13 protein-coding genes, 1 rRNA gene, 1 pseudogene and 1 riboswitch are annotated in these 20,756 nt (G+C 56.0%); of the genes and pseudogenes, 2 read left to right on the forward strand and 13 right to left on the reverse strand.

The features are described from left to right. From AC3Y2E_RS29125 to AC3Y2E_RS29185, 13 genes are all read right to left on the reverse strand, one after another. Window positions 1–122: ribosomal RNA gene (locus AC3Y2E_RS29125) — 16S ribosomal RNA — on the reverse strand; the annotation flags it as partial. 410 nt (window positions 123–532) lie between these two features. Further along, window positions 533–1,912, reverse strand: a complete 1,380-nt coding sequence (locus AC3Y2E_RS29130; RefSeq protein ID WP_379216736.1) for an NCS2 family permease — start codon at window positions 1,910–1,912, stop codon at window positions 533–535. Window positions 1,913–2,094: 182 nt separating this feature from the next. Continuing rightward, window positions 2,095–2,195: riboswitch (purine riboswitch) on the reverse strand. Window positions 2,196–2,324: 129 nt separating this feature from the next. Next, window positions 2,325–3,371, reverse strand: coding sequence for a LacI family DNA-binding transcriptional regulator (locus tag AC3Y2E_RS29135; protein ID WP_379216738.1), 1,047 nt, complete (start codon window positions 3,369–3,371; stop codon window positions 2,325–2,327). Between the two features lie 213 nt (window positions 3,372–3,584). Further along, complete coding sequence (locus AC3Y2E_RS29140; RefSeq protein WP_379216740.1) at window positions 3,585–4,178, reverse strand: hypothetical protein; 594 nt, start codon at window positions 4,176–4,178, stop codon at window positions 3,585–3,587. Between the two features lie 282 nt (window positions 4,179–4,460). Next, window positions 4,461–5,999 carry a glutamine-hydrolyzing GMP synthase gene (guaA, locus tag AC3Y2E_RS29145; protein WP_379216742.1) on the reverse strand — a complete coding sequence of 513 codons (1,539 nt, stop codon included), beginning with the start codon at window positions 5,997–5,999 and terminating at the stop codon, window positions 4,461–4,463. Window positions 6,000–6,300: 301 nt separating this feature from the next. Beyond that, window positions 6,301–8,754: a DUF4129 domain-containing transglutaminase family protein gene (locus tag AC3Y2E_RS29150; protein WP_379216744.1), complete on the reverse strand. Its 2,454-nt coding sequence runs from the start codon at window positions 8,752–8,754 to the stop codon at window positions 6,301–6,303. Beyond that, on the reverse strand, window positions 8,741–9,961 hold the full coding sequence (locus tag AC3Y2E_RS29155) for a DUF58 domain-containing protein (protein ID WP_379216746.1): 1,221 nt from the start codon (window positions 9,959–9,961) through the stop codon (window positions 8,741–8,743). The genes AC3Y2E_RS29150 and AC3Y2E_RS29155 overlap by 14 nt, the downstream gene beginning before the upstream one ends. Beyond that, window positions 9,958–10,950 (reverse strand): AAA family ATPase, encoded by a 993-nt coding sequence (locus AC3Y2E_RS29160; protein ID WP_379216748.1) that lies wholly within the window; start codon window positions 10,948–10,950, stop codon window positions 9,958–9,960. The genes AC3Y2E_RS29155 and AC3Y2E_RS29160 overlap by 4 nt, the downstream gene beginning before the upstream one ends. 70 nt (window positions 10,951–11,020) lie before the next feature. Beyond that, complete coding sequence (locus AC3Y2E_RS29165; RefSeq protein WP_379216750.1) at window positions 11,021–12,508, reverse strand: polysaccharide deacetylase family protein; 1,488 nt, start codon at window positions 12,506–12,508, stop codon at window positions 11,021–11,023. Window positions 12,509–13,117: 609 nt separating this feature from the next. Next, the gene (gene bcp, locus AC3Y2E_RS29170) at window positions 13,118–13,588 is read right to left on the reverse strand and encodes a thioredoxin-dependent thiol peroxidase (protein WP_190931452.1); all 471 of its coding nucleotides are present in this window, start codon (window positions 13,586–13,588) and stop codon (window positions 13,118–13,120) included. A gap of 87 nt (window positions 13,589–13,675) precedes the next feature. Next, window positions 13,676–14,461 (reverse strand): ABC transporter permease, encoded by a 786-nt coding sequence (locus AC3Y2E_RS29175; RefSeq protein ID WP_190931453.1) that lies wholly within the window; start codon window positions 14,459–14,461, stop codon window positions 13,676–13,678. A 4-nt stretch (window positions 14,462–14,465) separates the two neighbouring features. After that, on the reverse strand, window positions 14,466–15,221 hold the full coding sequence (locus AC3Y2E_RS29180; RefSeq protein WP_379216802.1) for an ABC transporter permease: 756 nt from the start codon (window positions 15,219–15,221) through the stop codon (window positions 14,466–14,468). Between the two features lie 31 nt (window positions 15,222–15,252). Further along, window positions 15,253–16,488, reverse strand: a complete 1,236-nt coding sequence (locus AC3Y2E_RS29185) for an ABC transporter ATP-binding protein (RefSeq protein ID WP_190931455.1) — start codon at window positions 16,486–16,488, stop codon at window positions 15,253–15,255. 301 nt (window positions 16,489–16,789) lie between these two features. Between AC3Y2E_RS29185 and AC3Y2E_RS29190 the strand changes: the two are divergent. Both AC3Y2E_RS29190 and AC3Y2E_RS29195 read left to right on the forward strand, forming a co-directional pair. Continuing rightward, window positions 16,790–17,779 (forward strand): annotated as a pseudogene (locus AC3Y2E_RS29190) (LCP family protein); the annotation flags it as partial. Between the two features lie 852 nt (window positions 17,780–18,631). After that, window positions 18,632–19,963 carry a glutamate-1-semialdehyde 2,1-aminomutase gene (locus AC3Y2E_RS29195; protein ID WP_379216753.1) on the forward strand — a complete coding sequence of 444 codons (1,332 nt, stop codon included), beginning with the start codon at window positions 18,632–18,634 and terminating at the stop codon, window positions 19,961–19,963. The last annotated feature ends 793 nt before the right edge of the window (window positions 19,964–20,756 follow it).

Here is a 20,756-nt window from a genome sequence, read left to right on the forward strand (position 1 = left end):
ACAGGCAGGTTGCCTACGTGTTACTCACCCGTCCGCCGCTAGCCCCGAAGGACTCGCTCGACTTGCATGTATTAGGCACGCCGCCAGCGTTCGTCCTGAGCCAGGATCAAACTCTCCAATAAGGTGCCTGTCCGAAGACCGGCTATTGTTAGAGCTGATTGCTCAAACGTACTGACTTGTGTCGATTGCTCGACTCGTTTTGATCTCTTGCGAGATCGTCACTTGCACGCTCGTTGTTCAGTTTTCAAGGAGCAAAAGCTTGTCTTGCTTGCCGCTGCATTGTTTCCTTTAAGACAAGGTTTCAAGCGGCGACTTTCTTAATGTACCACATCCGGGGTTATCATTGCAAGTCTTTTTTTGCTTTGCAATTTTTACCGAATGGCTGCCGTTTGAAGCGGCGAGTTTTAATATAACAAATTTCGCCACGATATGCAAACAAAAATTGAACTTTTTTTATAAATGATTCAACAAGGACCGTTCCAAACAAAAAAGAAACGCCGACACGCAGCCGGCGCCTCTCTCCTATATACAATCAGTGTACCCCAAGGAACATATAACGAATGACGATCAATATGCTGATGACCCACAGCAGCCAGTGAACCGGAACCCGTCTTTTCGGGAAAACGAGATTGCTGATAATGGCAAGCAGGGTGTAGGAAACGACACCGAACGAAATCCCGTTGGCGATGCTGTTCGTGAACGGCATCATAACGATCGTCAAAAACGCAGGGAAAGCTTCGAAGAAATTGTCCCACTCGATCTCTTTCACTTGCGACATCATCAGTACGCCGACGATAATCAGCGCCGGAGCCGTAGCAGCAGACGGAACGATCAGGGCAAGCGGAGCGATAAACAACGCCAGAATGAACAATACGCCTGTAGTTACAGCGGTCAGACCGGTACGTCCGCCTTCAGCGACACCGCTCGCGCTCTCCACATATGCCGTAATCGTGCTTGTTCCCAGCAATGCGCCCGTACTTACACCTGCAGCGTCTACGAGCATCGCTTTACCGACTTTCTTCTCGCCTTTTTCTTTATCCTTCAAAATCCCCGCGCGGCTCGCCGTACCAACCAGCGTGCCGAACGTATCGAACAATTCAACGAACGTAAAGATCAGGATGATCTCGATAATCCCTACGCCGAAAGCTCCCATAATATCGAGCTTGCCTACGGCCAGGTTGTCGAAGGACGGCAGCCAGCTCGCGCCGGACAGGCCGCTTATGTTCGTTACGCCCATCGGAATCCCGATAAGGGTCGCTGCGACGATACCGATCAGCAGCGCGCCTTTTACCCGCAAAACCATAAGAACGGCAATCAGGATCAGCGCAATGAGCGCAAGCCCCGTATCTTTATTATGTATAAAATCGCCCATTACGATATTAAACTGGTTCGAGTTCAATACCGGTGTCGCATTCACGTCGGTGCCCGGATTTACGCTGACCATCATAATGTTGGCCAGTTTCGCCCCGATAATCGTAATGAACAACCCGATCCCAACCGTAATAGCAATTTTCAGGTTGTGCGGAACGGCTCTGAGGAGCATTTGGCGCACTTTGGTAACCGTCAAAATGATAAATACAATACCCGACAGGAATACGGCGCCCAGCGCGGTTTGCCAAGTAATTGCACCGTTAGAAGTCAATACGACTGTCATGAAGTAAGCGTTCAAGCCCATCCCCGGAGCGAGCGCCACCGGAATGTTGACGAACAGCCCCATCGCAAGCGTAACCAATCCTGCGCCGACCGCCGTAGCGAAGAAGACGCCTTCGTTCGGAATTCCCGCACCATTTTCACCCAAGAACAGCGTGTTGACGAATAGAATGTAAGCCATCGTCATGAAAGTGGTCAAACCGGCGATAATCTCGGTTCGGACCGTGGTCCCGTTCTCCTTCAACCTAAAATAACGATCCATTTTTTTACTATTCCTCCTAAATAATATTTACTTGGAATAACAAAAACGCACGTCGGGAGTGCCGCACGGTTGCGGAAAAACAAAAAAACCTTAGACGGCTCCAGGCACAATGTCTAGGTTTCCACTCCCAGGGAAGCGTTATGCATCCATGACCGGTCCGGTGCGAAAGGTCGCGGCCATCCTGCTTTGCTTCCCTGTTTCGTAGCCAGATCATTTACGGTGACCTCGTAGAAACTCTCAAGCCAATTCTTGAGATTATACGAAAACAGTATGTTATTCAAACATATTCTAATGCGTACTGTCGAACGTTGTCAATACAAATCCGAACATTGAATTTGACTATTTGCAACTTCGTTCGGGAAGTATGCGTTTTCATTGTATTTGCATCGGATTTCAGGCCCTTTCCTTCCGCTCACGATCCCGCAACCGGCTGCGTCGACTGACGAATCACAAGCTCGGGCTCCACCACGACGTTCTGCCAGAAGAAAGTCCCGTCTTCGTTCAGCTGCTCTTGCTCGGTCTCGCCGCCTTTGACCGGATGCCGGGTATCGTCATCGCCGATCAGCATATCGAGCGCGGTCCTGACCATATGCTCGATGCTTGGACCAATAACGGTTAAAGGCACTTCCAGCAGCGTCGTCATCTCCGGTATATTATCGTACGAAATCAAAGACATGTCCTCCGGTATCCGAATCCCGAGCTGACGGAAACACCTTTGCACCCGGAATAACGTGCCCTGACTGTCTACGATAACCGCCGTCACCCGTTCTTCCTTGGGCCGGGTCAGCATGGCGAGCAGTGCCGCCTCCGACTCCAATCCGCTTCGCTCATCGCGGCGAATGAAGTAATCCGGGTGATGCTCCATGCGGAATTCTACCATACCTTGCATGAATCCGGAGTATTTGTCGTTCAAATATCCGATATACGACACTTTGCGGTGCCCCAGCTCGGCCAGATGCTTCATCGCTTTATAGAAGCCTCTCTGCCGATCGATCTGAATCCGGTGAGCTCCCTCCAGTTTGGCGCCGCCCATTACAACCATTTTCCCCTGAAACGATTCCTTCTCCTTTATAAAATCGAGACTGGGCACCCATCCCGGACCTTCCCAGAACAAGATGCGGTCAACGAAGTGGTCGTTAAACGTATGCACGGCTACCGCAGGGTCGGCTACCGAGATCAGAAACGTGTACCCCCGCCTCGTTACTTCCTTCTGGATCTCTTGCGAGAGACGAAAATGAAACAGCCCGCCCGCACTTGGCCATACCAGCCCGATGCAGTCCGACTTGCGCTGTACCAGCCGTTTTGCCGCGAGATTGGGGACGTAGTTCAATTCCTTAGCGATTGTAAGAATACGCATTCTTGTTTGTTCACTGACACCCGGCTCGTTGTTCAGCGCCTTCGACACGGTAGGCTGCGTCACTCCGGCAATTTTCGCTATATCTTTAACCGTGACCCTCAAACGGTAACACCCTTTCTCCGAATCGGTCGATCCCCTCTTACTATAAACGAATCCGGCTGATTTCGCATCCTAAATCCTGTATCAAACATACGCATACTTTGCAGCAGCAGAACTCGCAAGTTCGCTGATCCGTAAACAAAAGAAAAAGCTACCGGTCCGGCAGCTCCTATACGTACGTTTTTGAAACGGCCTCTTGTGTCCCTTCGCGTGTGGCTAGACAGCCAGTTTCAATTCGGTCATCTTCATCAGTTCCTCCAGCTCCTTTAGAAGCTCCGGGATTGCTTTGGACTGCTCCTCGGCCTCTTTCTCCAACTGGGCCAGCCGTTCCGACTTGTATGCGTTCAATTGAAGGAAGGCTTCGTACTGCGGATCGTTTCTTTTCTTATAGTGGAGCAGCAGCTTTTGTCCGTCGGCGATAACCGCTTTCGCTCCTTTTAATCTGTTCTCCAGCTCTCGTCTCGGATAATCGGGATCAACCTCTCTCTCCAGCCAACCGAGCTCCCGGCCGATTTCCTTTACTTTACGGCCCTGCTCCATACTTTCTTCGATTTGTTGCACGGTTTGGGTAGGCATTACTTCAAATATCGCATTCTCGGCTTCAAAAGCAGTCTGGAGCATGAAATATCGTTCGAGTTTGGCGGCCCGTTTCCGGTTCTCGAGCTGAGGGGCATCTTCTGCGACTCCGTCCCGGTTCGCAGCCGCCGAGTGGTGAGCCGATTGGGAGTGATGGACGGTGCCGCCCGTCAGGAGCAATATCATCGTCGCGGTTATCAGCAGCGTCCCTATTTTAGCTTTGTTCACAGGCACGAATGCACCTCCTTGATCCACAAATCTTCCTTATCTAACAGACGATCCAATGGAGCCCGCAAAATAACGGGTACAAACCGCTCCTATTCGGTTCCTCCTCTGCTTGAAGCATGGCAGAAGGTCCGAACGGCCGCCCATCCACGATAAACGACTTACGACCCTTGCTAACTCGAATAGGGAGATGACCCCTCGCCGCTTTAACATGGTGGAGTGCTTCATCATTTTGAATACAAAAAAGAAAACCGCCGAAGCTTATCGCTCCAGCGGCTTGATGTCGCCTTCTTACTCCCACTCGATCGTAGCGGGAGGCTTGGACGTAATGTCGTACACGACGCGGTTGACGTTCTCGACTTCGTTGACGATGCGCACAGAGATTTTCTCCAGTACGTCCCACGGAATACGCGCCCAGTCGGCGGTCATACCGTCGATGGACGTAACGGCGCGGATGCCGACGGTGTGCGAATACGTACGGCCGTCACCCATGACGCCGACGCTTTTCATATTCGGCAATGCCGTGAAATATTGCCAGATCTCGCGATCGAGTCCCGCCTTAGCGATTTCATCGCGCAGGATGGCGTCGGATTCGCGGACGATGTGCAGCTTCTCCTCGGTCACTTCGCCGAGCACGCGGATCGCGAGCCCCGGTCCCGGGAACGGCTGGCGCCATACGATTGCCTCCGGCAGGCCGCACTCCTCGCCTACTTTGCGGACTTCGTCCTTGAACAACGCTTTGAGCGGCTCGACCAGCTTGAACTTGATGTCTTCCGGCAAGCCCCCGACGTTGTGGTGCGACTTGATCGTTTGCGCCGTAGCGGTGCCGCTTTCGATAATATCTGTATACAGCGTTCCTTGAGCCAAAAATTCGAAGTCGTCAAACTTCGCCGACTCTTCCTGGAACACATAAATAAACTCGTTGCCGATAATTTTACGCTTCTGCTCCGGATCGTCGACGCCTTTCAGCTTGGACATAAACCGGTCGCGCGCGTCGATCTTGACGACTTTCATATCGAACTTGCCGACGAACGTCTCCATAACGCCTTCGGCTTCCCCTTTGCGGAGCAGTCCGTGGTCGATAAACATGCAAGTCAGCTGCGGCCCGATCGCCTTGTGGAGCAAAATGGCTACAACAGACGAATCGACGCCGCCGCTCAGCGCGCACAGCACTTTGCTGTCGCCGACCTGGTCCCGGATTTCGCGGATCGTATCTTCAATAAACGTCTCCATGCTCCAGTTGCCTTCGCAGCCGCACACGTCAAACAGGAAGTTGCGGATCATCTCGTTGCCATAGACGGAATGACGCACCTCGGGATGGAACTGGACGGCAAAAAACTTTTTGTCCGGATGGCTCATCGCCGCAACCGGAGCGTGCTCCGTGCTCGCATCCACAACGAATCCTTCAGGAAGCGCGGAGACGTGGTCCCCGTGGCTCATCCAGACGGTTTGCTTGCTCTCCAGCCCTTTGATCAGGCTGCTGCTTGCCTGGAATACGACATCGGCTTTGCCATACTCCCGCTTCGTCGATTTGTCCACCTTGCCGTTCAGTTGGAACGCCATCAGCTGCATGCCGTAGCAGATCCCCAGAACCGGAAGTCCCAGCTCATAGATGCCCGGATCGACCTTCGGCGAGTTTTCCTCGTACACGCTGGCCGGTCCGCCGGAGAACACGATTCCTTTCGGCGACAGCTCGCGGATTTTCTCCACCGTTGTGTTGTAAGGCAGAAGCTCGCTGTAAACGCCCATATCGCGAATACGGCGCGCGATAAGCTGATTGTATTGTCCTCCGAAGTCCAGCACGACGATCATTTCACTCGGCTTGCTCATATAGGCCCCCTCAAAAGCGTTAACGCTTTTCGTTTTCATTCGTTTTCATTTAGAGTTAATTATATATAAGAGCTTGTTCAAAAAGCAATATTGCAGTTTGCCAAATATGAGCAGCTCAAACAATCGGGCAATCCTTAATGAGATCGAGGGGTGTGTAAGCTTAATAAAAAGACTCCCTCCAATTATCAGATGATTGATTTCATCTAATAATCGAGGAAGTCCATTTCGTCAGCACATCGAGCCGGCAAAACCTATATGATCAGATCTCCGATGTGCGACCGTAATCTATTCATTTGGTCGGCTATTCCTTCCCGCGCGTAATTCGCCGCCATAGCTCCTTCAAGCCGCGTGCGGTCGTCCGCGGAACCGGGGCGGCTCCGTAGCGGACCGCTTCGTACCGCTTCACGAAATCGAGCAGCGCCTCGCGTTGTCCAACCTCGGACAGCGGCAATGATTCGACGTATTCGCGGACGGTGTGCTCCGGCTTCTTGCGTCCGAGCCGGCCGAACAGCCTGATCCACAGCTTGTCGAACGGCCGGAAGGAGGACGCTCTTCTGCTCGTATAGGCACCCGCGGAAGGGTAGCCCGGGCCGTTCCGGATCGACGGGCTCCGCCGGACGATCCGGACGAGCATAATCAGCAGCGGCAGCAGAAGCGCGATCAGCGCCGCCGCGGTCCACTTCATGCCGGCGGAAAGCGTATCGCTGCCGCCGGCGCCCTGTCTTCCGAAGCCGGACAGCCATTGTCCGGCTTCGGCCATCCGCTGCTGCAGCCGCTGCATCAGCGGCGCATCGCCATCGGCGGCCCCCGCCGCTGATGGCAGAGCGGACGCCTGGACGGCGGCTGCGCTCTCTGCCAGGGCCGAGTCGGGGCCGGCCGGCGTCGGGTCGAACACGGTCCACCCGCTGCCCGGAATATACGCCTCAACCCACGAGTGGGCGTTCCGGTTCAGCACCGTAACGTCCAGCATCCCGCCCGCTCCGGTTCCGGTCACCTGACCGGACGTAAATCCTTTTACCCATCGCGCCGGAATGCCCACCGCCCGGATCAGCACGGCCATCGAGGTTGAGAAGTAGTCGCAATAACCTTCCTTCGTCTCGAACAAAAACGTATCCGCAAAATCCGCCGCCGTCTTCGGCAGTTTCGGAACGTCCATCCGGTACGTATAATTTTCCTGCAAAAACGATTCTATCGCTTGCGCCCGCTCCGCATCACCGGTCAGTCCGGCTGTGAGCGCATCGGCAAGCGCGTATACCCGGTCCGGCAGTCCCGGCGGAAGCTGCAGCTCCGCGCGGAACGTCTCCCGGTCCCGCAGCGACTCGGATCGTCGGGCGCTCTCTGCTGCGGCATCAGCCTCGCCGTCCGCCGCCTCTGCCGCCTCCGCTGCAGCCGGTTCCGGGAGCACCGGGATCGGGGCCAGCTCCGCAGGCTGATGAACGGCCGCGGTTACCGTCCATGCCTCGGAAGGCGCCATGGTCACAGTCCAGCTGTTATCCGGAACTGAGGCACGAACAGCAACAGTGTCGGATGTCCCGCCGCCCTTCGGAGGCACCGCCACCTTCACCCGGTATGACAACAAAGGATCTGAGGCGGACCAAGCGCTTGTATAGGCGCCGCCCCTCTCAATTACATCCAAGGGAGCGAGATTGCGCCCGCTCCGGGCCACGAGCCGCTCGATCTCTACGATCGTCCCTCCGGCGAACAATCTCCCGGCGAGCGCCGCATCGACAAGCGTCACTTCCTGCACGATCGGAGCTGCCCTCCATCCGCTGTCCGCTGCCGATAAAGCTGCCGCTTCCGAAGCCGCTGCTCCCTTCTCCCAGCCTTGGCCCGTATACAGCGTCTTGGCCTCTCCCCGCCAATAAGTCAGCTTCTCCGTCCGGGCATAAAAAGCGACCGAGTCGTCCGGGCGTACCGGTCCTCCCAGAACCGAGTCATCTTCGCCGTATCCCGTTCTGGCTGGTCCGGATGTCCCGGCCGCCACGGAAGCAGCCGCTCCAGTTCCGCCATTCGCCCAAGAGGCGAGTCGGTCGGCCAGACCGCTGGAATCCAGCGGCTTCATGACGCCAGTGCTTGCCTCCGGCGGAAGCCATAAGCCGACTGCCACGACAGCCGCAAGCAGCAGCGGAACGACCGCCAGCCAGCGCGCAGGCCAGCCGCTCGGACGATGCCGCAGCTCGAATCGGCTGACCAGCCGGGAAAACTGCAGCAGCCCCATCAGCAAAAAGCCGAACCAGACGGTGCGGATAACCGCATTGGCCGTATTCACGCCGGGCCACAGCTGGAGCCCGAGCAGATACAGCAGCGTAGCGGCCACGAACCACAACGCATGCTGCCGCTCCACGACCGAGGCGTATATGACGCTGATCATCATCGACCAGCCGATCAGAAACAGCATCGTCCGGTTTTCCGGACTGAAATAGGCAAATTCTCCGTCCGCAAGCGCCGCCGCATCCTGCATCGTCAGCCCCGCATGGTGGATCAGCCACCCCACCCCCGGAAACCCGGGACTGTCAAACAAAAAACCGACGATGCCGACACAAACGATCATTCTGAGCGGCCATCCGATCCAAGGAGACAGCCGCAGCCAATCGACGGCCAGAAACAAACCGAACGCCAGCAAAAACGGACTGATCCGGTACACGCCGCTCCATTCCGACATGTCCAGCAAAGGACGCAGCCATTCGAGCAGCAGCGCAAACAACAGCGCCGAAGCAACACCTTCGCGAATATACGACCGTTCAGGCGATGACATCTTCGGCACCTCCCGCTTCGCGCCAATGCGAACGCACCAAGGCTACGGCGTATACGCGGCACCCGGCCGTCTCCAGCTCCTGTACCCATGGACGGTAACGGTTCGGCATATCCGTGCCGGTATGGACAAGCCATACGTCGAGTCTGCGCCGGCACGAACGCAATATCCGCGCTGCACGGACGATCGATTCGTCCGCTGCCGCGGTGACGAGAGCAACCGGGCACTCCGCAGGCCAGCCCGCCGCTTCCTGCAATATCAGGTCCGCCGCCGAGACGGACTCGTCCGCCTTGACCCGGCTCAACAGCTCATACATGCCCGCCAGCCCCGGTGTAAGAGCCAGGGGAAACGCCTGATCCGGATGGCGGCCCGCATACAAACCGATCTGCAGGCGCTGCCGCACAGCCTGCTCCGCCAAGCCCGCAGCCACCCGGACACAAGCTTCGAACCGTTCGGCGCCTTCTTTTCCTACATAGACGTCAGAGGAACGGTCCAATACGACCAGTAGACGGCCGGAATCCGTAGGATCGGATGATTTCGTCATCAATGACCCGCTGCGGGCGGTCGCCTTCCAATGAATCGTTCGTTGCGGGTCTCCGGCCACATATCCGCGTATGCCGGTCATCACCGCCGATTGGCTCGGCTTCATCCACGGCAGCGCAACCGGGTTGTCCGATTCTGCGAACGTCCTTTTGCCGTATTGATCCAGATGTAGCGGCTTCGGATAAACCGCAATCCCGGTCTCCCCTGCAAAAGAAAGACGCCTGCGAAGCAGTCCGATCCAATCCCCGGCATGAACGTCCGTGCGGAAAAACCGGTACTGCCCGCGGGCGGCACGGCTCAGCTTGTACCGATAACGAACAATACCGCGAAAGCCGGGAAACAGCAGCCGGCTGTGGCGGTATTCCTCCCTTCCGTCCGTCCACACGTCGGTCACTACGATCCAACCGGCCGGAAAGACGGTCCCCCGGCGAATCGTAACCGTCACTGGAACGTCTTCTCCGGCAAAGTAACGGCTCTGCTCGATAGTCCGCTCCACCCGCAGTCCTCTCATTCCGAGACTTACGGGCAGCAGCGCCAGGATTAGCAGCGCCGCCGTTCCATACAGGAGGAAGGAAGAGGAGTAGCCGCCTCTCCATGCATATAACCCGTAAGAACCTAAGCATAACCCGGCTACAGCCGCAAAATTCCCCCAGCTCCAGCTTCTCATGACGTCCTCCCCGAATCCGCCTGAACCGTCGGAACGGGAATCGTTGCGATCAGCTGTCTGACGATAGTATCCGCCGTTTTGCCCGTATAACGGGCGTCCGGCTGAAGCGCGAGCCGGTGAGCGATGACGGGCAGCGCCATAGCCTTGATGTCGTCCGGCACCGCATAAGAACGCCCGTTGCAGAACGCCTTCGCCTGCGCGGCGCGCATCAGCGCATACGACGCCCGGGGGCTGGCGCCGAGCGCCACGTCGGGGTGCGTGCGGGTAGCGGACGTCAGCCGGACGATGTACTGCTTCAGCGTCTCATCTACCAAAATTTGCCGGACTTCCTGTTGAAGCCGAATCCACTCCTCGACCAGCAGCACCGCCTTGACCTCGTCCAGGGGATGACGCTCCTGCAGCCGTCCGAGCAGCTCCACCTCGTGCCGTTCCTCCGGGTAACCCAGCCTGATCTTCAGCAGAAACCGGTCCAGTTGAGCTTCCGGCAGCGGATACGTTCCTTCGTGCTCCACCGGATTTTGCGTAGCGAGCAGCATAAACGGCTCCGGCAGCAGGCAAGTTTCGCCGTCGACGGTCAGCTGTTTTTCTTCCATCGCTTCAAGCAGAGCGGACTGCGTCTTCGGAGACGCGCGGTTCATCTCATCCGCCAGCACGACGTTCGCCATCACTGGCCCGGGGCGAAATTCAAATTCCCCGCTCCGCTGGTTATATACCGACACGCCGGTCACATCGGACGGAAGCAGGTCGGGCGTGCATTGAATCCGTTTAAACGAAGCTCCCACCGTCTTGGCCATCGCGCGGACGAGCATCGTCTTGCCGACTCCCGGCACATCCTCGAGCAATATATGTCCTCCGCACAAAAAGGCGATGACAACCGCTTCGATGCTTTCGCGCTTGCCGACGATCGCCTTCTCTACTTGATGGACGATCCGCTCTATGAAGGGGTGGGGCCGATCGAACGGCGAAGGAGCGCCGCGTCCTAGCTGCATGTGGAAAACCTCCCTATCTTATCGATAGTTTCAGTTTTCCCTTCGTTCTACCAATTTAGACTTGCTTCTATTAAAATTTCGGAGATTTCGGTCCGTCCGCCAAATAGATAAAGTTCCGCCACTCCAGGTCCAGATGCTTCGGCGCCGCTGCCAACCCGTATCCGTCCCGCATGTTCACCGTTACCTCGCGGCTGTCCGCCAGAAACGAATAATCGCTCACTTCTCCGCCCAGCAGCTCGACCGCGGAGCGAAGCGGGACGATCAGCCGGTTATCCTTTAATTGCATACCGGGCAGCACCAGCTTTCTCGGCTCTTTGCCGGGAGCGATAACGGTGACGGACCGATCCGGCAAATCATAGACGACCTGGTACATACCATACCGGGCGGTCGCTTTGCGGCTGTCCGCTTCCCATTCGACAAGGCCTCCGGATGATTCCACAAGCGCACGCAGCGGAACGTACAACCGGTCGGACTGAAGCGAGTAGTCGTTTCCTTCCAAAGAGAGCATAGACGTCCCGATCCGGAGCGTCAGCGGCGGAGCCGCCTGCTCAGACGTTGCGTTCGCTCCGGCAACGGAAAGCACGACGCTTTTTTCCGCCTCCTCTTCAGCGTGCGCCAACGCTTGCCGGGCATTCGGCTCCTCCTGAACCGGCCAGACGGCCGACCGTTCCTTAGCGGCAGCGATCCAATCGTTATATTCGGCAAAGGTGCCACCACTCCGGTTCCACTTCGGCTTGCTGACCGCAAACTGAACCGGCTTCACCTCGGGCGAAAGTGACGCGAACGAGTAGCCTTGCTCTTTGTAATAGCGGATAATCGCAGGCAGCGCCTTCACCGTCTCGGCGTGTCCGGACCCGTCATGCAGCAGGACGGTCATCTCGTGACGCAACGTTACATTCGTGGAATTGGCCACGATCTCGGAAGCCGGCACCCCTTTACGCCGCGAGTCGCCGCTGTCCACGTTCCAATCGAAGATATGGTAGCCCGCTTGCTCCAATACGTAAAAATAGGCAGCGTCAAAATTCATGCTCGTGCCTCCCGGAGCACGCAGCAGGCGCGTGCTCACCCCCGCCCTCTCCTCCAGCACCGCATCCGTCTGCCGGACCTGATCCCAGAACGTGCCGAAGCTTCCATACAGATCGGCGTACACGTGGTTGTATGTATGATTGCCGATCGCATGCCCGTCCTGTACAATCCGCTTCACCAGCTCCGGTCTTGCCTTGGCCGATTCGCCAAGCACGAAAAACGTTGCGCTCACCTGTTCCTGCTGTAAGATATTAAGAACTTCCGGCGTATGGGCGCTCGGACCGTCATCAAATGTTAAATAAACGGTAGGCCGCTCCGGGGTTGCGTATTCCCGCTCTGCAGCCTGCCTTTGTCCGGCCTTCAGCCGGTTGTATAACGCCTTCTCCGAGTCGGATGGAGCCGAATCTTCCGCCGAAGCGCGGACTTCAAGCAGCGGCAGCGCAAGCAGCGAGACCGCCAGCAGCAGCCCCATCCATTGCAGTACCGTTTTCCAGCCAAAATGCTTCCCGTCCGCCATCATCCGTCTCTCCATCCCGGTCCCCTCCGTACATGCCTATTGCGATTTTTCGCGCTGCTAGAGTATATGGTAGAAACGCCAGGAGTATGACCTGAGGCGGATCGGATGCGAAGTAACACTTTATGGAGACGTTTTTATCAATGAGCCTGTTCAAGGTGAAGCGGCACCCTTTGCGCATAAAAAACCGTCCGGAAAAGCGTCCGGACGGTCCTTTCACGTACAAACCGATACGCTAACGCGTGGAAGGAAATGGATCCCCCCTTCCTTCACTCCAGCCGCTCGCCTTCAGGTCGTGTTGTCTTTTTGCGGTGCGGTGGTATCGCTAACGAACCCAGCAATCGTTATCAGAGCCGAATGCGAGCCTTTGAACTTGTAACGAACTCTCGTATCGTTATTTCCGCAAATCGGATCGTTTGTTCTTCACTTTGGGTTCAATAACGATCCCCGGATTCGTTACGTCTGGAATACCGTCGGTTTGCAGCGATAAGCACCCTACGATTCGTTACGCATCGGACGTGAGTATACGATCTCAATCGCCAGGGAAGGAAACTCCTCCATTCCCTATTCGGTAAAATATTTTTTACAAAAGAACCTGCCGAGTCAACCGCAAAGATCAACGAAAATCTACTCCAGCCCTTTCACCGCCGCCAGCACCGCTTCCACATGCCCCTTGATCCGCACGTTGCGCCATTCGTGGGCCAGCTTGCCTTCCCGGTCGATCAGAAACGTCGAACGCTGCACTCCCATATATTCGCGGCCGTACAGCTTCTTCAGCTTCCATACGTCGTACAGCTTGCACACTTCCAGCTCCTCGTCGGCCAGCAGCGGATAAGGCAGCCCGTATTGCTCCGCAAATTTCAAATGCCGATTCACCGGGTCCGGGCTAATGCCCAGCACAACCGCGCCGTGTCTGCGGAACTTGCCGATCCCGTCGCGGAATTCGCACGCTTCCGCCGTGCAGGTGGGGGTCATGTCCTGGGGGTAAAAAAACAGCACGACTTTTTTGCCGGCGAATTGGCTCAGCGATATAGATTTGCCGGTCGAGGCCGGAAGCTTGAAGTCCGGCGCCGGTTGTCCGATCTGTAAAAGCGACATCTCCGATCCCTCTCTCTACTTTCTTTTTAATCCCGACCCGATTCGAACCCGTCTTCGCAGATTCGAAGCCTCTGGCTTTTCCGCGGCTCAAGATCCGGCTCCCCGGTACCGCTTCACGCCGAAATTCCAAAGCGATAAGCCGATCGTCAAAAATACGATGCCGACGACAGGCGTCCACAGCGCGATCCAGCCCCAGCCTTCCCGGTCCAGGAAATAAGCCGCCGGGTAAAAGCCGACGAAAGCGAACGGGGTGACGAACGTCAGCACGAACTTGATCGTTTTGTTATAAATATTGACCGGATACCTTCCGTAGTTCTGAATGTTCCACATCAGCGGCAAAATGCCCGTCGGCGCGTCCGAGAAAAACGAGACCGACGTCAGGGAGATGTACACTCCCCCATAAATCATAATCGCCCCGGCTGTAAACAGCACGAACATCATCGGATCGTACCACGCGATGGACAAGTCCAACTGCGCCCCCGCATACCCCATAATGAACAAACCGACGACAGTACCGGACAATGAGGCGGGATCGAGATTTTCCAGTACAATCTGCCATAAATTATAGGCGGGACGCGTCAGAATACGGTCCATCTCGCCCTTTACGATATACCGCTCGGTAAACCCCCACAAGTTGAAGAAGCAACTGAATATCCCGTACGGCACCATAAAATATCCGTATATAAACACAACCTGCTCTTGAGACCACCCGCCCAGCAGCGGGGTATGAAGGAATACGACAAGAATGAAAATGAGGTTCATCCCTTGAAACAGCAAGTCCGAGACGATCTCGATCAGAAAGTCCGTCCGGTAGGTCAGCCTCCGTTTCAAGTAATCTTTGAAATAATCGATAAATAACGAAGCGTAAAACATTCCTTCACCCCCCTTGGACAAACAGGCGGCTGCGCGCTTTCCGCCACATCCACCAGATCGGAACGATTAAGACGACAAACCAGACGAACTGCACGAACATCGCCTGGTACACGGCGGCTCCGGTGACGCTGCCGGTAAATACCGAACCCGGCAAATACGTAATCGCCTGAAACGGAAGCCATTCAAGCACCCTGGCCATAAAACCGGGGAACAGCGATACTGGAATGATCAGACCGGAGAACAGATCGACCGCAACCCGCTTCATCCGCATCATGCCTTCGTTGTTCTCCACGAAAAAGGCGAACAGCCCGGTCAGCATATTAATCTGCGAATTGATCAAAAAGCTGAAAAACATCATGATCATAAACACGACCCAAACAGCCGGCTCCTTCGGAAGCTGGACCGGGAACAGCAGCGAAGCGATGATCATGCCCGGCACCGAAAACAGCAGCAGGCGGAACAAGCCTTCCCCGAAGCCCTGCATCATTTTGACGACCAGATAGTTATAGGGCCGGATAAATTGGACTGCGACGCTCCCGTCACGGATCTCCGTAGCGATCTCGCGATCCAGATTGTTGAAATAAAACGCCCGCGCCATCCACGAAACCGCGACATACGTCGTCATCTGCGTCACGGTCATGCCGCCCAGCGTCTCGCTGGAGCCGTAGATCGCTTTCCATAAGAAGTAATACGCTCCGATATTAAGCGCATAAATAAGGATACCGCTGTAATAGTTCACGCGATAAGCCAGCATCATCATGAAGCGGATTCGGATGACGTATACATACGTATTAAGCAAGGCGGCCCGCTCCCTTCGACCCTGCCGGAACGGCTGTCTGCGGCTCTGCACCGCCGTTGTCTCCGTCTCCGTTCGCAGCGTCAGACGCCGGCCCGGCACCTGCTTCCGGCTCTTCCACGCCGCCACGGTGTCCGCCATCGCCGGATTCGCCGTTCCCATCCCGCTTGTCCGGGTCCGGCCCGGACCGCTCGGGCGCTGGCGAATCGCTCCGCGCTTCCGCCGAACCGGACTTGTAAATCTCCCGTACGATATCGTCCGTGTTCGGCTCGAGGATACTCACATCCCCGACTTCGACCGCTCCGACTACCCGGCTGAGCACCACCGAGACGGGGGCCGCTTCGAACGGCACCCATACACTAGCCGCAAGCTCATTTTCTTTGCTCCACGTTACGCCGAGCCCTTCGGTCAATCCGTTCAGCGTATCCAGCGAGACCGGCTCGTGCAGACGGAACGTAATTTCCCGGCCTTTGCCCCAACGTGTCTTCAGCTCTTCGAGATTGCCATCATAAATAATGTTGCCGTCGTCCAGCATAATGACGCGCGTACATAACGCTTCAATATCCTGCAGGTCATGCGTCGTGAGCAAAATCGTCGTGCCGTACTGACGGTTCATCTGTTTAAGAAATTCGCGAATTTCCGTCTTCACGACAATATCGAGTCCGATCGTCGGCTCGTCCAGAAACAAAATATCCGGGTTGTGAAGCAGGGAAGCCGCCAGCTCGCAGCGCATCCGTTGTCCCAGACTCAGCTTGCGGACGGGACGATGGAGCAGATCGCCGAGCTGCAGCCGGTCCGTCAGCTCGCCCAGCCGCTGCCGGTATTCCGCTTCGGGCACCCGGTACACTTTGCGCAGCAGCTGGAACGACTCGACGACGCCGATATCCCACCACAGCTGGCTTCGCTGCCCGAATACGACGCCGATCCGCCGGACGAACTTCTCCCGTTCCTTGTACGGGACATATCCGCCCACCTCGAGATCGCCGGAGGTCGGAACGAGTATGCCTGTCAGCATTTTGATCGTGGTCGATTTGCCCGCCCCGTTCTCGCCGATATAGCCGCATATTTCCCCTTTCGGGATCGTGAAACTGATATCCTTGACCGCGGCAACCTCCGTATATTCGCGCTTGAATAGGTCGCGGAGCGCGCCTTTTAGTCCTTCCCGGTTTTTCTGAACGCGAAATTGTTTGCGCAGATTTTGAACTTTTATCGCGATAGACGCGTCTGTCATTATGATTCCTCCTACATGAAACGAGTGCAAACGACAAGCTCCGCCAACGTGCCCGGGCCCGGATTCCGTTGATGCCAAGCCAACTTTTGGCTGCTGGTCGCCGGCCGGTCCATTGAAATTCCGCATCCGTCAAGGCTCGGGGTTGCGACGGTTATTCCCCGGCACGTATAATGGAGTAGGCGCTTGATGATATTGCCGCACATTTTGGATACATTAATTTTGTTGAACGATCCCGAATTTTATGATACACGAAAACAGCGCCAGAAGGAAAAGTCGAACCGGGTCTAAAGGAGTTGGAAGCATGTGGAGAAAGGTGAAATGGATCGCGTTGTCCCTCACGGCGGTCATCCTATGCGTCGTCGGCTATTATGGATATTCTTTATACCAATTCGGCAATCATATTCAGGAAAAGCAGGATGATCCGCTTTTCTCTCAGTTCAAACCTCAGCCGACGAGCCAGAAGGAAGAGGCTCCGCCGAAATGGGAGGGCAAGGAGCGGGTCAACATTTTGCTGCTCGGGGCCGACGCCCGCGGGCTTTCCAAAAACGAGGTGCCCCGATCCGATACGATCATGGTGGTCTCCGTCGATCCGGTAACCAAACAAGCGAATTTATTCTCCATCCTTCGCGATACTTACGTGAAAATACCCGGACATGGCGATGATAGAATCAACGCCGCTCTCGCTAACGGCGGCCCGAATCTGGCGATGAAGACGGTAGGCGACCTGCTCGGCCTGTCGATCCAATATTACGTTTACACCGACTTCCAGGGCTTTATGGCGCTTGTAGACGCCATCGGCGGAATCGAGCTCGAAGTCGAGAAGGATATGAAGTACCGCGATTCGGAAGAGCCCGAATTCGACATTAATTTGAAAAAAGGGCTTCAGCATATGGACGGCAAAACCGCCCTCCAGTACGTGCGCTTCCGTCATGACGCGATGTCTGACTATTCGCGGACCGAACGCCAGCGCAAATTCATGACGGCCGTCGCCGAGGAGCTTCAGACAACTTCTTCGATCTTGCGTCTGCCGAGCATTTTGAACAAAATCGATCCTTACATCACGACCAACATATCCATTACCGATATGATCAAGCTCGGTTCGCTCGGATTTGAAGTCAAAGCCCAGGGCATCAACAGCCAGCAAATCCCTCCGCTGAACCTGCTGCAGGAGGACAATATCGGGGGCGCTTCCGTTATTACAGTCAACAAGCAGAAGCTGCATCAGTTCGTCAAAAACCAGCTGGAGCGCACCTCCTCTTCCGACGATACCGAAACGGAAGGAACTGAGCCGGAGCGGAACGGATCGGGCTCTGCTTCGAGCACGAACGGCGGCGGCACTCCCGCAAGAAGCGGATCTTCGTCAAGCAGCAGCGGCGTAACCGCAGGCGGCAGCGACAAGTCCGGCACCAGCTCGGGCGCGACGTCCGGCGGGACGAAGACCGGGGCTTCGGGCGGCAGCAGCACGACGGGGACCGGGACAAGCTCCACCAAACCGCCGAGCAGCACCGGAAGCACGAAGCCGGGTACCGCGTCCGGCAGCACTTCCGGTTCATCCGCGGTGAAGCCCGACACCGGAACGGCAGGCTCCGGCACTACGAACGGCGCCAAGAAGCCGGACGACTCCACCTCGACAGGCGCGCCGGGCACGGGCAATAAGCCGGACGCCGGGGAAGGCAAAACCGGCTCAGGCAGTACGCCAAGCGGCACGAAACCGGAAAAACCGATCGATATTACGATCATTCCCGACGGTACCGGTAACGGCATTCCGCAGAAGCCGTCCCAAGGAACCGGCGGCGGTACGAACGGATCTGCTGGAGGTTCGCCGGCAAGCAGCGGCTCAACAGGTGGCGGCACTTCCGGCGGATCGTCCTCGACCACGCCGAAAACCGGCACCAGCTCTTAGAAACTTTGGAACCGTTCTAGTTTTAGTACACTTTGACGAATGGCAATAACACTCACTACAGCCGGCAACGGCTGTAGTGATTTTTTGTTGGGCAACAGGTACAATGAGACTGCAGCAAGATGATTCCCGAAAGATCCACACCTGCTTCCATCCAAAACGCGATTCAGAAGCAGCAGCCACCCCCTCCTTACGGCTCTGCAGCGAATTCGGTTTGAATTCATATAGGAGATGATATTGCAAATGAGTATGATCCAGCAACCAGACCGGAAACAATCCGCACAGCTGTACGAAGAGGCACAACGACATATCGTCGGCGGGGTAAACAGTCCTTCCCGATCGTTCAAGGCGGTGGGCGGCGGGGCGCCTGTCTTTATGCAGCGGGCGCAAGGAGCTTACTTCTGGGACGTCGACGGCAACCGCTACATCGATTATTTGGCCGCTTATGGTCCGATCATCCTCGGACATGCGCATCCTCATGTAACCGAGGCGATCTGTACAGCGGCTGCAAACGGCACGTTGTACGGCACTCCGACCGAACTGGAGATTACGTTCGCCCGGATGCTGAAAGAAGCCGTTCCTTCTATGGACAAAGTCCGCTTCGTCAACTCGGGGACGGAGGCGGTCATGACGACGATCCGCGTCGCCCGGGCATACACCGGACGGGATAAAATCATTAAATTCGCCGGCTGCTATCACGGCCATTCCGATCTCGTCCTCGTCGCCGCAGGCTCCGGCCCTTCGACGCTCGGCATTCCCGACAGTGCCGGCATACCGGTCAGCATCGCGAAGGAAGTCATCACCGTTCCCTATAACGATCTGCCGGCGCTGGAGGCGGCCCTCGAACGCTGGGGCGACGAAGTGGCCGCCGTTATGGTGGAGCCGATCGTCGGCAATTTCGGGATGGTCATGCCGGAGTCCGGCTTCCTGGAAGGCTTGTGCAGGCTGACGCGGGCTCACGGCGCTCTCGTCATCTACGACGAAGTGATCGTCGCCTTCCGGCTGCATTACGGAGCGGCCCAGACGTATGCGGGGGGACACTTCCCCGATCACGCCGCTATCGAGCCCGACCTGACCGCCATGGGCAAAATTATCGGCGGCGGCCTGCCGATCGGCGCTTACGGCGGACGCCGCGACATTATGGAGCGGGTCGCTCCGCTTGGCCCCGCCTACCAGGCAGGGACGATGGCTGGCAACCCCGCCTCCATTGCCGCCGGCATCGCCTGTCTGGAAACGCTTCGCCAGCCGGGCGTATACGAGCGGATGAGCGCCTTGTCGGAGAAGCTGGCTGCCGGTATCGCAGACGGCGCTCTCAGGCACGGCATACCGCTGACGATTAACCGGATCGGCGGCGCTTTCTCCACTCATTTCTGCGATCATCCGGTCCGCAATTACGAGGATGCGCAGCAGACGGACGGAGAACAATTCGCCTTGTTTTTCCGGCTGATGTTGAATCAAGGCATCTGTCTCGCCCCGTCGAAATACGAAGCCTGGTTTTTGACGACCGCCCATACGGAAGCGGATATCGACGCTACCATCGAAGCGGCCGACCGCGCTTTTTCCGCTATGAAATAAAATAGCTTTGTCCACATACACGAACATTCAATGAGACGATCTCATTCTATGTTCGTGTATTTTTTGTGAAGGTTTATCCGGCTAACGCGCACACTTCCATATCGTTCTAGGGGACTGATGTTTTCTGAAAATAATTGACATTTACTTGAAGGATCGCAAAATTCGTGTTATGATTCTTAGTGTAGTTTTTGATAGGATGATTTCTTCGCTATCCGGCCCATCCGGGCCAAAGAGGTGAGGTCATCCGGTCCCTTCGTCTCACCGGGCGGTCCCGCTTCGAAACGGCCGTTGGAAGCAGCCCACCCGTCCCCGAGAACCTTTGTACCGGATGTCGAACCGGCCCGTCCTCATGGACGGCAAAACGTTGTACACGCACGGCCGAATATTTTTTTCAACGTTAACCCTGTTTGTCACAACACCTGTTACCCATTTATAAACTAATACAACCTAAACCATTGAAACCAAAAACCAATAACCTATAACCCAAACAAAAACTCTAAACCAAAAACCAAAACCAAAAACCAAAACCAAAAACCAAAACCCATAAACCTAAACCAAAAACCTAAAACCTTAAACCAATAACTCTAAATCAAAAACCCATTTAATCCCATAAACCAACCTTTATTCCATCTGAAACCAAAAACCAAAAACCAAAACCTTAAACCCATTAAAAACCTACAACCCCTTAACCGAAAACCGGCGACCTATAATCCGACACGACAGCAGTGACTGATGCACAACAGGACTTAGGACATGACGTAACCGAAGAAGCGTACGTTTCTTTGTCGTCTGG

The sequence above is a fragment of the Paenibacillus sp. MAH-35 genome (assembly GCF_058135425.1).